This is a genomic window from Limnobacter sp., from assembly GCF_036405155.1.
GTDB lineage: Bacteria > Pseudomonadota > Gammaproteobacteria > Burkholderiales > Burkholderiaceae_B > Limnobacter.
This window is the reverse complement of the sequence record NZ_DASWYD010000003.1, coordinates 1-14,440: the sequence shown is the minus strand read 5'-3', so window position 1 is coordinate 14,440 and position 14,440 is coordinate 1. Positions and strand designations below refer to the sequence as shown.

The 14,440-nt window shown below is 57.4% G+C and carries 12 protein-coding genes, 1 other RNA gene and 1 pseudogene; 6 read left to right on the top strand and 8 right to left on the bottom strand.

The window, feature by feature from the left end; genetic code table 11:
• Positions 1-16: 16 nt before the first annotated feature.
• The 7 genes from cmk to gyrA form a co-directional block, all read right to left on the bottom strand.
• Complete coding sequence (gene cmk, locus VGE55_RS02525) at positions 17-676, bottom strand: (d)CMP kinase (protein ID WP_331130152.1); 660 nt, start codon at positions 674-676, stop codon at positions 17-19.
• A complete protein-coding gene (gene aroA / locus VGE55_RS02520; RefSeq protein WP_331130151.1) occupies positions 673-2,022 on the bottom strand; it encodes a 3-phosphoshikimate 1-carboxyvinyltransferase in 1,350 nt (449 codons plus the stop codon). Before aroA ends, cmk begins: the two co-directional genes overlap by 4 nt.
• Before the next feature lie 11 nt (positions 2,023-2,033).
• Positions 2,034-2,924, bottom strand: a complete 891-nt coding sequence (locus VGE55_RS02515) for a prephenate dehydrogenase (RefSeq protein ID WP_331130150.1) — start codon at positions 2,922-2,924, stop codon at positions 2,034-2,036.
• Positions 2,925-2,927: 3 nt separating this feature from the next.
• Positions 2,928-4,049 carry a histidinol-phosphate transaminase gene (gene hisC / locus VGE55_RS02510; protein WP_331130149.1) on the bottom strand — a complete coding sequence of 374 codons (1,122 nt, stop codon included), beginning with the start codon at positions 4,047-4,049 and terminating at the stop codon, positions 2,928-2,930.
• 93 nt (positions 4,050-4,142) lie between these two features.
• Entirely contained in the window at positions 4,143-5,249 is a 1,107-nt protein-coding gene (gene pheA / locus VGE55_RS02505; protein ID WP_331130148.1) for a prephenate dehydratase, read from the bottom strand.
• Between the two features lie 2 nt (positions 5,250-5,251).
• A complete protein-coding gene (serC, locus tag VGE55_RS02500; RefSeq protein WP_331130147.1) occupies positions 5,252-6,370 on the bottom strand; it encodes a 3-phosphoserine/phosphohydroxythreonine transaminase in 1,119 nt (372 codons plus the stop codon).
• Positions 6,370-8,988 carry a DNA gyrase subunit A gene (gyrA, locus tag VGE55_RS02495; protein ID WP_331130146.1) on the bottom strand — a complete coding sequence of 873 codons (2,619 nt, stop codon included), beginning with the start codon at positions 8,986-8,988 and terminating at the stop codon, positions 6,370-6,372. Before gyrA ends, serC begins: the two co-directional genes overlap by 1 nt.
• Positions 8,989-9,149: 161 nt before the next feature.
• On the opposite strand from gyrA, the gene VGE55_RS02490 reads away from it, so the two are divergent.
• The 6 genes from VGE55_RS02490 to ssrA all read left to right on the top strand — a co-directional run bounded on the left by VGE55_RS02490 (position 9,150) and on the right by ssrA (position 13,860).
• Entirely contained in the window at positions 9,150-10,475 is a 1,326-nt protein-coding gene (locus VGE55_RS02490; RefSeq protein ID WP_331130145.1) for a TRZ/ATZ family hydrolase, read from the top strand.
• A gap of 73 nt (positions 10,476-10,548) precedes the next feature.
• Complete coding sequence (ompA, locus tag VGE55_RS02485; RefSeq protein ID WP_331130144.1) at positions 10,549-11,208, top strand: outer membrane protein OmpA; 660 nt, start codon at positions 10,549-10,551, stop codon at positions 11,206-11,208.
• Between the two features lie 106 nt (positions 11,209-11,314).
• Complete coding sequence (ubiG, locus tag VGE55_RS02480; protein WP_331130143.1) at positions 11,315-12,055, top strand: bifunctional 2-polyprenyl-6-hydroxyphenol methylase/3-demethylubiquinol 3-O-methyltransferase UbiG; 741 nt, start codon at positions 11,315-11,317, stop codon at positions 12,053-12,055.
• Positions 12,052-12,720, top strand: coding sequence for an HAD-IA family hydrolase (locus VGE55_RS02475; protein ID WP_331130142.1), 669 nt, complete (start codon positions 12,052-12,054; stop codon positions 12,718-12,720). The genes ubiG and VGE55_RS02475 overlap by 4 nt, the downstream gene beginning before the upstream one ends.
• A 98-nt stretch (positions 12,721-12,818) precedes the next feature.
• On the top strand, positions 12,819-13,436 hold the full coding sequence (locus VGE55_RS02470; RefSeq protein ID WP_331130141.1) for a hypothetical protein: 618 nt from the start codon (positions 12,819-12,821) through the stop codon (positions 13,434-13,436).
• Between the two features lie 58 nt (positions 13,437-13,494).
• Positions 13,495-13,860, top strand: a transfer-messenger RNA (tmRNA) gene (gene ssrA, locus VGE55_RS02465).
• A 423-nt stretch (positions 13,861-14,283) separates the two neighbouring features.
• On the opposite strand, the pseudogene VGE55_RS02460 reads toward ssrA, so the two are convergent.
• Positions 14,284-14,440 (bottom strand): annotated as a pseudogene (locus VGE55_RS02460) (antibiotic biosynthesis monooxygenase); the annotation flags it as partial.

Genomic DNA, 14,440 nt, shown 5'->3' with positions numbered 1-14,440 from the left:
AAAAAAGCTTGAATCATCAAGCGTTTAAATACCAGTCGATGATGGTGTTGACCACTTGATCGATCCCGATGTCGGAACAATCCAACACCCGGGAATCCGGATAGGGCTTGAGCGGTGCCACGGCCCGTTGCATGTCGCGCGCATCGCGGGCCACCAGGTCATCGTAAATGGCCTGGAAATCGGCTTGCTGACCACGCCCCTCGATCTGTTTGAAGCGCCGCTCAGCGCGCACCTGGGCACTGGCGGTGAGAAACACTTTCAACTTGGCATCCGTAAATACCACCGACCCCATGTCCCGACCATCGGCCACCAGCCCTGGCGACTGACGGAAATCCCGCTGGCGCTGCAAAAGCCCCGCACGAATATCCGGGACCACCGCCAATTGGGATGCCATCAAACCCGCCTGCTCGGTGCGAATGCTGGACGACACATCCGCACCCGACAACAGCACGTGGTCGCCCTGAAATTCCACCGGCAATGACCAGGCCATCTGGATGAGCGCAGGCAGGTCCTCCGCAGAACTGGGCGTCAAACCGGCCTGCGCAGCGGCCACGGCCAACACGCGGTAAATGGCACCGCTGTCGAGGTAATGAAACCCCAACCGGCCCGCCACCAGGCTGGCCACCGTGCCCTTGCCCGACGCCGTGGGGCCGTCAATGGCAATCACCGGGATCATGGGGCGACCTTTACAGACTGAACCGCCATGCCCAGCGATTGGCACAGGTTCACAAACCCGGGAAAGGAAGTGTCCACCGTTTGTGCGCCGCGAATGCGCATGGTGCCCTGCGCTCGAATGGCCGCCACAGTGAATGACATGGCAATGCGGTGATCGCCCTGTGACTCAATCTCGGTGGCGTTGTAGCGCAAACCAGGCTTTGCACCGAGGCCTTCAATCACCATCCCGTCTTCGGTCGGTTGTGCATTCACGCCGCAGGCCTTCAAGCCATCGGCCATCACGGCAATCCGGTCAGACTCTTTCACGCGAAGCTCTTCCGCACCCGTCAGCACGGTGGTGCCCAACGCATTGGCAGCCGCCACAAAGATCACCGGGAATTCATCAATGGCCAAGGGCACCAATTCCTCTGGAATGTCGATGCCTTTCAACTGCGCACTGCGAATGCGCACATCGGCCACAGGCTCGCCGCCCACCACCGCGTGGTTGGACAGTTCAATGTTGGCACCCATCAGTTTCAGGATGTCGATCACACCTGTGCGTGTTGGGTTCATGCCCACATGCTTCAGGGTGATATCGGCCTGTTCACAAATGCTGGCGGCCACCATGAAAAACGCTGCCGATGAAATATCGGAGGGCACATCAATTTTGGTGGCCTTCAGGCGCTGTCCACCGCGAACGCGTGCGGTTGGTCCATCGGTTTCAACCTCAACACCGAAGCCGCGCAACATGCGCTCGGTGTGGTCCCGCGTCACAGCGGGCTCGGTTGTTTCAGTCACGCCATCGGCATACAAACCCGCCAGCAGCACACAGCTTTTGACTTGCGCTGAAGCCATGGGCAAGGTGTACGAAATGGCTTTGAGGGCTTTGTTGGCTTTGATTTTCAAGGGAGGACGACCACCCTCTTGAGCTTCAATCTGCGCACCCATCAAGGCCAACGGGTCCATGACACGTTTCATGGGGCGCTTGGAGAGGCTGGCATCCCCCACCAGCTCGACATCAAACCCCTGGCCTGCCATCAAGCCGGAAATCAAACGCATGGAGGTACCGCTGTTGCCGCAATCCAGTGGCGCTGTGGGCTGCTTCAAACCATGCAAACCAACCCCATGCACTTTCACGCGCCCCTGGTCGGGCCCCTCAATGTGAACGCCCATGGCCCGAAATGCATTCATGGTGGAAATGGCATCCTCGCCTTCCAGAAAGCCTTCCACCTCGGTGATGCCATCGGCAATGGAGCCCATCATGATGGAGCGGTGGGAAATGGACTTGTCGCCCGGTACACGCGCACTGCCAGTCATGGCTGCGGTGCTGCTGGCATGGAATTCAATCAGGTTTAAATCGGTGGCCATATGGGTTCTCTTTACTTTTGAGCCCACTGGCTGCGGTAGTCCGCCGCCAGGGACAGCACACGTTCCAGCGTGCTTCTGTCATTGTTTTCAATGGCCTTGCGCAACGCACCGGTGGTGGCTTCAAAAGCACTCAAGGCATCCAGCAAGGCTTTGCTGTTGTTCTGGAAAATATCGGCCCACATTTCCGGTGAGCTGGCTGCAATGCGGGTGAAGTCCCGGTAACCGGCCCCACCCTCTTTCATAAACTGGGCACCCTTGGGGTGACTCAACACACTGGCCACATAGGCAAACGCCAACAAATGTGGCAAGTGGCTCACCGTGCCAAACATTTCGTCATGGTCCAGCGCTGGCATGAACGACACCCGTGCACCCAAGGCCTTCCAGAATGCTTCAACCTTGTGCACATGGCTGGTGTGGGTTTGTTCGATCGGCGTCAGCACACAATTGCGGTCTTGAAACAGGCCGGCCGTGGCGGCCTGTGGACCATGGCTTTCACCGCCCGCAATCGGGTGGGCCGGCACGAAACGCGACTTCAACCCCGGGAAGGCATGCTCCAATTCATTGAGCACATGGACCACATCGGCTTTGGTACTGCCCGCATCGAAAAACACACAGTTTGCGGGCAACACCGGCAAAAACTGGGTCAACACCGGTTTGTACTGCTGCACCGGAATGGACAGCACCACGGCATCCACGGTGCGTACATTGGCGTCGCCGGGCCCCACCACACACTCGTCGATCAGACCCAGACGCAGCGCCTCATGGGCGGTTTCCAAACGGCGGGAATACCCCAGCACATGGCCGACCAGGCCTTTCTGTTTGGCAGACAGGCAAATGGAACCGCCGATGAGGCCCACACCAATGGCCAACATGCGTTGAAAATGCCTCGGTTTGCTCACCATGATTTAACCCAGCACCTTCAGGGCTTCGGGCAACACATCCAGAAAACGCTGATTTTCAGCAGGTAGTCCAATGGACACACGCAACCACTGCGGCAGGCCGTAATTGTTAACAGGCCGCACAATGACACCCAAACGCTGAAGGGCATCAAACACTTTCAGACCCGCATCATCGCTGTTGCCCACTTTCACCAACACAAAGTTGCCATACGACGGCACGTACTGCAGCCCCATGCGGTCAAACGCAGATTGCAACAGGTTCAAGCCTTGCTGATTGACCTCGTAGGTTTGCTGCAGAAATTCCGCATCGTCCAAAGCGGCTTCAGCAGCAGCCAGCGCGATGGAATTCACATTGAATGGCTGGCGAACGCGATTGAGCAGGTCGGCCACCTCGGGGCTGCTAACGGCATAACCCACTCGCAACCCAGCCAAACCATAGGCCTTGGAAAAACTGCGCGACACCAGCAAGTTGGGAAACTCCGCCACCCACTGCGTGCTGTCGTATTGGTCTTCCGGCATCAGGAACTCGTTGTAGGCCTCGTCCAGCACCACCAGCACACGGCTGGGCACCTGCTTCAAAAACGCGCGAATGCGGTCTGCCGGCAAAAAGGTCCCGGTTGGGTTGTTGGGGTTGGCAATGAACACCACGCGGGTGTTGTCATCGATGGCGGCCAAAAAACCGTCCAGATCGTGGGTGAAGTGGACGGCGGGTACCACTTTGGACTGCGCACCACAACCCTGGGTGGCCAAGGGGTACACCGCAAAAGCGTACTGCGAAAACACCGCATTGGTGCCCTGGGTGAGAAAGGCCTTGGCAGCCAGCTCTAACACATCGTTGGAGCCATTGCCCAAGGTAATCTGCTCGGGTTTTACAGAATGCTTGGCCGACAGCTTGGCTTTCAACGCAAAACCATTGGCATCCGGATAACGCCCCAAATCGGCGGCAGCCTGTGCGATGGCGGCCTTGGCCTTGCTGCCCAATCCCAAGGGGTTCTCGTTGGAAGCCAGCTTGACCACCGTCTCGGGGTTGAGCCCCAACTCGCGCACCACATCCGACACGGGTTTGCCCGCTTTGTAAGGTGCAATCGCCCGGATAAACTGAGGTGCAAGTTCGGTGAGTTGTGACATGGTGCTAACCTGTGAATCAAAGGGTGTTGTGTGCTGGTGCTTCAGACACGTCAGGCTCATTCCATGAGCCTGATGCACCTGCGCAGCGCATGTTCAAATTCGTTGTGCCGCTGGATAAGAGCCGAGCACCTTCAAAAATGACGCTGTTTTTCTCAACTCATCCAGCGCTTTGGCCACTGCAGCATCTTGCTGGTGCCCTTGCAGATCGATGAAAAAATAGTATTCCCATCGTCCAGTGCGCGCTGGGCGGCTTTCCAAGCGGGTCATGGACACATTCTGGGCATTGATGGGCTCCAGCATTTTGTACACGGCGCCGGGCTGGTTGGGCACCGAGGCCACCAGACTGGTTTTGTCGATGCCTGATGGACCAGGCTGTTGATTGCCCAACACCAAAAAACGCGTGGTGTTGTTGGCATCATCCTGAATGTGTTCCTGAACCGCTTTCAGCCCATACCGTTCCCGGGCAGTTTGACCCGCGATGGCAGCAATGGTGGCGTCTTCACTGGCCAATTTTGCCGCAGCCCCGTTGCTGGACACGGTTTCCTGCTGGATGTGCGGTGCGTTTTGTGCCAACCAGTTTCGACATTGCGCCAGCGCCTGTGGATGCGCGCAAATCTTTTGAATGCCCTGAAGCGAACCAGTTTGGGTCAACAGCTGATGGTGAATGGCCAACTGGACTTCGCCGCAAATGCCCGCGTGGCTTTCAACCAACGCATCCAGGGTGCGGGCCACAGAACCTTCCGTGGAGTTCTCCACCGGCACCACAGCAAAATCCACTTGCTGGGCATCCAGTTGTCGAAAAGCCTCTTCAATGGTTTCCACAGGCTCTGCCTGTACGCAATGCCCAAAAAAAGACCACACAGCTTGTTCGCTGTAGGTGCCCAATGGACCGAGAAATGCAACATGCACCTCGCGCTCCAGCGAGCGGCAAGCCGACATGATTTCCTTGAACAGGGTACTGACATGCTGTGCGCTCAGCGGGCCAGTGTTGGCCTGGGTGAGCTTGTCCAGCACCTGTGCCTCGCGCTCAGGGCGCATCACCGGGGCATCGGTTTTGGCCTTCACGTGACCAATGTCCTGCGCCAGCTTCGCCCGCTGGTTCAGCAAGCCCAAAATCTGCTGGTCCAGCGCATCGATCTGATCGCGAAACTTCAGCAATTCCTGATTGATGTCGGCGGTGGGTTTTTCACTGTTGCCCATGGTCAAGCCACCTCTTGCTCAAACTCGCGCATGAATGCAGCCAGCGCCTGCACGCCCTCGAGCGGCATGGCGTTGTATATGGACGCACGCATGCCACCCACCGATTTGTGCCCTTTCAACTGCACCAAGCCGCGCTCTGCCGCTTTGCTGAGAAAAGTGGCATTCAGCGATTCGTCGGCCAGGGTGAACGGGACATTCATGCGCGAGCGGTCAGCTTTGCGCACCGGGCAACGGTAAAAGCTGCTCTGGTCGATCAGGCTGTACAACACATCGGCTTTTGCGCGGGATTGTTCTTCCGCCCAGGCAACGCCGCCGTTGGCAAGCAACCACTCAAACACCAATCCAGCGATGTAGATGGCGTACGTGGGTGGCGTGTTGTACATGGAGCCGTTGTCGGCCACGGTCTTGAATTCAAAGGCAGAGGGGCAAATGGGCAATGCACGCTCCAGCAGGTCTTTGCGCACCACCACAATGGTGACACCGGCGGGGCCGACATTTTTCTGTGCACCCCCGTAAAGCACACCGTAGCGCCCAACGTCCAACTGGCGGGACAAAATATTGGACGACACATCGGCCACCAAAGGGCAATCGAATGCGTCGGCCATGGCCTCAATCTGACCATTGAACTCCACGCCGCCGATGGTTTCGTTGTCGCAGAAATGCAGGTACGCCATGCTCTGGCCGTTGACCCGGTCCACCAAATGCGCACAATCGGGCACGTAGGCGCCCGCGGCGGCATCGGCTGCGGCGTTGGCATTGTCAAGCACCACACGGGCTGTGCCGTATTTTGAAAACTCTTTGCTGGTTTTTTTGGACCAGGCGCCAGTGTTCACGAATGCGGCCTGCTCAAACCCTTGCAGCATATTCAAGGGAATGATTGCATTCATGCCAACGGCACCACCCTGCATAAACAGCACCTCATGGCTGTCGGGCACGTTGAGCAGGGTTCGAAAATCTTCACGGGTTTTTTCAAAAATACCCATGTACTCCGGGCTGCGGTGACTCATTTCCATCACCGACAAACCCTTGCCCTGCCAATCCAGCATTTCGGCGGCCGCACGCTGCAGCACCGCTTCAGGCAGTGCGGCTGGGCCTGCAGAAAAATTCCAGACCCGGCCCATCACACACCTTCAGCAGGCTCATCGCTTGAGCCTGTGTCTGCACCACTCTCGACGTCTTCTTCAGCATCGCCTTCGACAATGCGCTGCAAACCGCTGAGCCATGTGCCTTCATCCACACTGATCAAGGTCACACCCTGTGTGGCGCGCCCCATTTCGCGGATTTCGGACACACGGGTGCGAACCAACACACCACCGGTGGTGATCAACATGATTTCATCCGTGGGGTCAACCAACACGGCGGACACCACTTTGCCATTGCGCTCCGAAGTCTGGATGGCAATCATGCCCTTGGTGCCGCGACCGTGGCGCGTGTATTCAGCCACCGGCGTGCGCTTGCCATAGCCGTTTTGTGTGGCTGTCAGCACCGACTGGCCCTCATGCTCAGCCACCAGCAGCGCAATCACCCGCTGGCCTTCCTCGAGATTCATGCCGCGCACACCCCGAGCATTTCGTCCCATGGCACGCACATCGTTTTCATCGAAACGCACGGCTTTGCCGGAATCGGAGAACAGCATCACATCGTGCTGACCGTCGGTCATGGCTGCGCCAATGAGGTAATCGCCTTCGTCCAGGTTCACAGCGATGATGCCGCGCTTCATGGGGCGGGAGAAGTCGCTCAACTTGGACTTTTTAACAGTGCCCAGGCTGGTGGCCATGAACACATATTTTTCATCTTCGAACTCTTTAACCGGCAGGATGGTGGTGATTTTTTCACCCTCTTCCAGCGGCAGCATGTTGATGATGGGGCGACCACGGGATGTGCGCGAGCCCTGCGGCACTTCGTACACCTTCAACCAGTACACGCGGCCAGCATTGCTGAAGCACAAAATCGTGTCGTGGGTATTGGCCACCACCAGGTAGTCGATCCAGTCGTCTTCCTTGGTTGCTGCGGCTTGCTTGCCCCGGCCGCCCCGCTTTTGTGCGCGGTACTCGGTCAGCGGCTGGCTTTTCACATAGCCGGAATGGGACAGGGTCACCACCATGTCTTGCGGGGTGATCAGGTCTTCAGTGCCCAGTTCGGTGGCATTGAATTCGATGGTGGAGCGGCGGGCATCTGCAAACTCATTGCTGATGCCGGTGAGCTCATCCTTGATGATCTGGTTGATGCGTGCCGGTTTGCTCAAAATGTCCAGCAGGTCCGCAATCTGGTCGATCACCTCTTTGTATTCGTTGATGATCTTGTCCTGCTCGAGGCCGGTCAGGCGCTGCAAACGCATCTGTAGAATTTCCTGCGCCTGCTCGTCGCTCAATCGGTACAAGCCGTCGTCTTGCAAGCCCAAGCGGGCGGGCAAACCTTCGGGGCGGAATGCCTTGGCACCGCCCGCATCGGCCAGTTCGGTACGGCTCAACATTTCGCGCACCAGCGAAGAGTCCCAACCACGGGCCAGCAATTCGGCTTTGGCCACAGGAGGTGTGGGTGCCGCCTTGATGATGGCGATGAATTCGTCAATATTGGCCAGCGCAACCGCCAGGCCTTCCAACACATGGCCACGCTCGCGGGCTTTGCGCAGGTCGAACACGGTGCGGCGTGTCACCACCTCGCGACGGTGCTGCAGGAAATAGACAATCAACTCGCGCAAGTTCAGCAACTTGGGCTGACCATCGACCAAGGCCACCATGTTGATGCCGAAGGTGTCCTGCAACTGGGTGTTTTTATACAGGTTGTTCAGCACCACTTCGGGCACTTCACCCCGCTTCAATTCAATCACCACCCGCACGCCGTCTTTGTCAGACTCATCGCGGATGTCTGAAATGCCTTCCATTTTCTTTTCGGACACCAGCTCGGCGATGCGCTCCAGCAGGCTTTTCTTGTTCACCTGGTAGGGCAGCTCGTCGACGATGATGGCAACCCGGTTGCCGCGGTCGATGTCCTCAAAATGGGTTTTGGCCCGCATCACCACGCGGCCCCGACCAGTGCGATAACCCTCGCGCACACCCGCAATGCCGTAAATGATGCCGGCGGTGGGAAAGTCGGGCGCGGGGATGAACTCAATCAGATCATCGACCGTGCAATCGGGGTGGTCGATGGCATGCAAACAGGCCGCCACCACCTCTTTCAGGTTGTGGGGCGCCATGTTGGTCGCCATGCCCACCGCGATACCGGACGAGCCGTTGATCAACAGGTTGGGCAAACGCGCAGGCAGCACCTTGGGCTCTTTTTCGCTGCCGTCGTAGTTGGGCCCGAAATCAACGGTTTCCTTGTCGATGTCGAGCAACATTTCATGGGCAATCTTGTCCAGGCGGATTTCGGTGTAACGCATCGCCGCTGCGTTATCGCCGTCGATAGAACCGAAGTTACCCTGACCATCCACCAGTGTGTAGCGCAGGGAAAAGTCCTGCGCCATGCGAACAATGGTGTCGTACACGGCTGAATCGCCATGGGGGTGGTACTTACCGATCACATCACCGACAATACGCGCCGACTTTTTGTAGGCCCGGTTCCAGTCGTTGTTCAACTCATGCATGGCAAACAGCACACGCCGATGCACGGGCTTCAAACCATCCCGCACATCGGGCAACGCCCGCCCCACGATCACGCTCATGGCGTAATCCAGATAAGAACGCCGCATCTCCTCCTCAAGGCTGATGGGGAGCGTCTCTTTTGCAAATGAATCCATGTGTGTTGTGTGTATTTTGAATGACTGGAACAGTTGAACAGGCGTTGGATGCCGATCCCGCGGGACCGGCGTGAAGCCATGCTTGCAAGCTTTTGATTGTATCAGCCAAAATCAGGGCTTCGCAGCACCCCGGTGCGTTCACACCCAACTAGATGCCGACCATGCAAATCCTCGCACCCCGCTACCTGATCCAAACCCATCCAACGGTTGAAGTGCTTGAAAATACGTGTGTTTTGATTGAACAGGACCAGATCAAGGGGGTGGGCGGACGAGAAGAACTCACCCGGGCGTACCCGCAAGCAACCCTTGTTGAGCTGCCCCACCAGGCCCTGATGCCAGGCCTCATCAACTGCCACACCCATGCGGCCATGAATTTGCTGCGGGGTGCGGCCGATGACTTGGCACTGCACGACTGGCTTCAAACCCGCATTTGGCCGTTGGAGGGTGAACTGGCCGACGGCGAATTTGTATACGACGGCACCGTGCTGGCTGCTGCCGAAATGTTGCTCGGGGGCACCACCACCTTCAACGACATGTACTTTTATCCAGAACAAACCGTGCAAGCCGCGCTGGACGTGGGGGCACGGGTGGTGGCTGGCATCACGGTGATTGAATTTCCAACCCGTTATGCGGCAGAACCTCGCCAATACATTGAACTGGGCCTGCAGGCGCGGGACAAATACCGCGATGAACCCACCGTGCACTGGGCGGTGGCCCCGCATGCCCCCTACACAGTGAGCGATGAGACATTCACGCACCTGGCAACACTGGCTGAGGAACTGGACTTGCCCATGCACTGCCACCTGCACGAGACCGCCAGCGAAGTGAGCGACGCCGTGAGCCGCCATGGGGAGCGGCCCTTTGAACGGTTTGAACGCCTGGGCTTGATCAATGAGCGCCTGTTGGCCGTACACGGCGTCCATTTGAGTGAACGGGAACTGGCCAGCATGGCCAAGGCGGGCAGCACCCTGGTGCATTGCCCCAGCTCGAATTTGAAACTGGCCAGCGGACTGGCCCCCACAGCCAAGGCATTGTCTCTGGGGGTGAATGTGGTGGTGGGCACCGATGGCGCAGCCAGCAACAACAAGTTGGACCTGTGGGAGGAAGGCCGATTGGCCTCGCTGTTGTGCAAGGGGGGTAGCAGCGACGCCACCGCTTGGCCGGCGCACCGCTTGATACAGGCATGGACGGTGGATGCCGCTCGGGCCTTGGGCCTGGAAAACAAAATTGGACAAATTGCCACGGGATTTCAGGCTGACCTGATTGCTGTCAACATCGACCTTGCCCCACACCAACTGCCCCTTCACAATTTGGTGTCCAAACTGGCCTACAGTGGTGCAACGCGCGATGTTCAGGACGTTTGGGTCAATGGCAAGCAAGTTGTGCGAGCGCAACAACTTCAAGGGGCCGCCGCACAATTGCTGGCTGAAATCATGCGAAAAACACAACGAGTGTGGCAGACTCGTGTCGAGAAAGTCGGGCGATAAGCTGGTTACCGTGACATTGCCTGCTGTAAAATGCTTTCCGACTTGAATCCCTATTCTTTCCCAAGGAGCTACAATGAAAAAAATGTCGACTCTCACACAAGTGCTGCTGGCCGTTGCTGTAGGCAGCGCGTCCACCGCCGCTGTGGCCCACACCACTGACAAAAACGAAGCCCTGTCCGGCTACGTGGTTGATGCACAAGGCAAAATTGTGAAAGACGGCTCCGGCGAGTGCATCCGCACCAGCTACTTCACCGCCGCTTTGGCCGTTGCAGAATGCGACCCAGACCTGCTGCCCAAGAAAGCTGCTCCAGCACCTGCCCCTGCAAAGCCTGCTCCAGCCCCAGCACCAGCACCCGCTCCTCAGCCACAAGTGAGCAAAGTGACTCTGGAAGCCGACGCATACTTCGACTTCGACAAGGCAACACTGAAGCCAGGCGGCAAGACACGCATCGACAGCGAAATCCAGAAGCTGGGTGACGTGAACCTGAACAGCGTGATCGCCATCGGCCACACCGACTCCATCGGTACCGACGCCTACAACCAGAAGCTGTCCGAGCGTCGTGCTCAGGCCGTGAAAGACTACATGGTGTCCAAGGGCGTTCCAGCCGACAAGATCAGCATCAAGGGCATGGGCGAAAGCCAGCCTATCGCTGACAACAAGACCAAGGACGGCCGCGCCAAGAACCGTCGCGTTGAAATCGAATTCAACGTAACCCAGAAAGTGGCCAAGTAATCGCCACCCGAAGGTTCTGCCTTGAAAAGCCCGGCTTCGGCCGGGCTTTTTTATTGCCTTGATCGGTTACACTGCTTCACTTCGGCAGCACTTTTACTGTTTCCCCATGAGCAGCGACCTCAATACCCAACCAGGTACCCAGACCAACCCCAATGTTGACCCAGCCGAACTGGCCAAGTTTTCGGCACTGGCCAGCAAATGGTGGGACCCCAACAGCGAATTTCGCCCCCTGCACCAAATCAACCCACTTCGCTTGAACTGGATTGACGAGCGGGCCGGTTTAAAAGGCAAAACGGTTCTGGACGTGGGTTGTGGCGGCGGCATTTTGGCTGAAAGCATGGCCCGGCGGGGCGCCAACGTGCTGGGCATTGACCTGGCAGACAAGTCATTGAAGGTGGCCGAACTGCACAAGCTGGAAAGCGGCGTTCAAAACCTGGCTTACCGGGCAGTGTCTGCCGAGCAACTGGCGCAAGAACAACCTGCGCAATACGATGTGGTGACTTGTCTGGAAATGCTCGAACACGTGCCAAACCCAGCACAAACCGTGCAGGCTTGCGCCGACCTCTGCAAACCGGGTGGCTGGCTGTTTTTCTCGACCATCAACCGCAACCCCAAGAGCTTCATGTTTGCGATTGTGGGGGCTGAATATGTATTGCAGTTGTTGCCCAAAGGCACCCACGCATACGAGAAGTTCATCAAGCCCTCTGAGCTGGCCCAGTACACCCGCCGAGCCGGGCTGGACACATCGGAAATCATTGGTTTGACCTACAACCCGATCACCAAAATCTACAAACTGGCCCGCGACACCGACGTGAATTACATGATCGCTTGCCGGAAACCTGCATGATGATTACGGCTTTGCTGTTTGATCTGGATGGAACACTGGTGGACACGGCACCGGACTTGTGCGGCACCATTCAGGACATGCAAAGCGATCGTGGATTGGACATCACCCCCCTTTCAGCCATGCAACACCTGGCCTCCGGGGGAGCTCGAGCCTTGCTGAAAGTCGGCTTTGGCCTCGAGCCTGCATTTGCCGAGTTTCCCACTTTCAGGGCTGAATTTCTGGCGCGTTACGAGGCCCGGATCGCTCGCGAAAGTGCCGTTTACGCCGGTATTCGGCCGTTGCTGGACGGTTTGGAGGCCCAAAGGCTGCGATGGGGGGTTGTGACCAACAAACCGTTTTACCTCGCTGAAAAACTTCTGGCTGAACTTGGGCTGCTGAATGCCTGCGAGGTGTTGGTCGGCGGTGACACGGCCGCTGCTGCCAAACCATCGCCAGCACCCTGCCTGTTGGCTGCGTCACGTATGAATCTACCCCCATCAGCGTGCGCCATGATCGGTGACGACGAACGTGACATTGTCGCCGGGCGAGAGGCCGGGATGTTCACCGTTGCAGCGGGTTATGGATACATTGCCAGCACCATCGAGGCTTGGAAGGCCGACGTACTGGTGCACAGCACGCAGGAGTTGCAACGCTGGGTGAACGAACTTCAACGGTCGATAGACTGAATCCGTAACCCTGGGTTGATGCCCGAACGGGTGTAGTCAACACTGAAACACCTCACCAAACTGTGGATTCGACTTGTTAACAGCGGTCTGGGGTTCAGGTGAAGCCAAAAACGATTGTTCTGATTGCTCTGACCGTATTGGGCTACAACTTATACCAGCATGGGGTGACCATCAACGACATCAAGCACCAGCAACAGCCATTGTCTGGCATTCAGTTCAAAAAAATCCCTGAGCAGTCTCCCACAAACATCCCGCCTTTTACTGCCAACAACCACACCATCACCCCATTGGCTCGATTCACAATCCGGGCCCGTGTTTTGTCGGTCGAGCAGTACCGCTTTGACAGAGCGGCGGTTATTGCTCCAGTTGATTTGGCCTTGGCCTGGGGACGAATGGCAGACCCAATGTATTACGAGCGGATGGAGGTGTCTCAATCGGGGCGCTGGTATTTTTATCACTGGGCAGGAGAGCCACCCTTGCCACAGCAGGAAATACTGGAATCCTCTGCAAATATGCACATGATTCCGGCCAATGATGCTGTGCGCAATATTTTGAAGCATGTCAGGCGTCATCAGATGGTGCGACTCAAGGGCTTCTTGGTAGAGGTGAACTCACCGGACGGCTGGCGTTGGCGCAGTTCACTGCGACGGGACGACAGTGGTGATGGCGCTTGCGAAGTGGTGTACGTCGAAGCAATCGACATTGAAGCAAACTGAGGATTTGGGTTCGCGTCTTGTTTTTTGGGGGGTAAGCCCCATATACTGGCTATCCCTTGGGGCCGATCCGGTTTCGACGTGGATTGCGAAGCTATTAGGGCGTGTCGAGGACCAGTGACCTCGTTAATCCATCTGGAAAACTTTAAACGCAAACGACGAACAGTTTGCACTAGCAGCCTAAGGGCCGCTAGTCCTCACACCAGCTTGCTGATGGGCTGGGCAGGGTCAAACCTGCGGTGGGGTCATCGCACATCAGATCGCTCTGGATGGGGTTGCGACAATCAGGGCTAAATCAAGCGACTCGCGGTGTCGGTAGGGTGTCGCTTCCCGACCGAGACCGTTAAAACCAAATAAGACGACTACACACGTAGAACTGGTAGTGGAGGATTTGCGGACGGGGGTTCAATTCCCCCCGGCTCCACCATTATTGAAGCCCCAACTGTTCTCAGTTGGGGCTTTTTCTCGTCAGATAGCGACAGTTCCCGCGTGTTTGCGCGGGTTCATGAGGAACCCTGCGGACTTCGCCCGCCGCCCGAATTGCCCGTTCCGGGCCACATTTCATTCTCTCCTGGCCATTCCTCGCTCCGACCTCGCTCCCTGAAATTGGCCCGAAGTCCGCAACGCAGGCCCATACAGATCAAAGGGTTACCCGACGAATCGGAACATCTCAGCTCGCCCTGATGCTGCCCCTGCTTGCTGACACAGCTTGGAAGTTCTGGCTGCAATATTGCCCTCCAATCGCTGTGGAAGGTAGCTCCCTGGGCAAGTGCAATCGGAGCGGGATCGCTGCGTAGGGCCGTGTGACCCCCATCCTGCAGCGTGACCTGATTGGGTCAAGGCCGGGTTGTCATGCAGGCAGTTTGGCTGCAAGCAGTTCGACCTTCTCGATATTGGGCGGAGAACTGAGCAAGGTCGCGGCGTTGGCCATCAAGGCCGCGGCGATCTGGCCGTTCAGATGTGCTTGGCGACCTGCCTCATCGGCAAAGGCATCGAACACACCGAAC